The sequence below is a fragment of the Streptomyces coffeae genome, from assembly GCF_016741875.1.
GTDB lineage: Bacteria > Actinomycetota > Actinomycetes > Streptomycetales > Streptomycetaceae > Streptomyces > Streptomyces coffeae.
Map to the genome: position 1 here is coordinate 1 of NZ_JAERRF010000235.1, position 294 is coordinate 294.

General features: G+C 69.0%; 1 protein-coding gene. It reads right to left on the bottom strand.

The window, feature by feature from the left end; translation table 11 throughout:
- The coding region (locus JK363_RS41815; protein WP_201883544.1) for a hypothetical protein at positions 1-294 on the bottom strand (294 nt) is incomplete at both ends.

The window sequence follows — 294 nt, forward strand, 5'->3', positions numbered from 1 at the left end:
CTCGCGTACTCCTTGAGCTGGATCCCCTTGATGACCCGGGTGCCCCAGAAGGGCGGCTCCGGTACGGGGTTGTCGGTGGCGGTGTCGGAGCGGACATGGCCCTCCTCGGGCCGCTGCTCCTCGGTCTCCACCGTGGCCGCCCGTACCCGGCGCTGCTTGAGCTCGGGCAGCTTGGCACCGGGCACACCGCGCTTGACACCGATCAGGGCGTCCATCAGCCGCAGGCCCTCGAAGGCGTCGCGGGCGTAGCGGACCTCGCCCTCGTAGAGCTCATGCAGATCCAGTTCCACATAG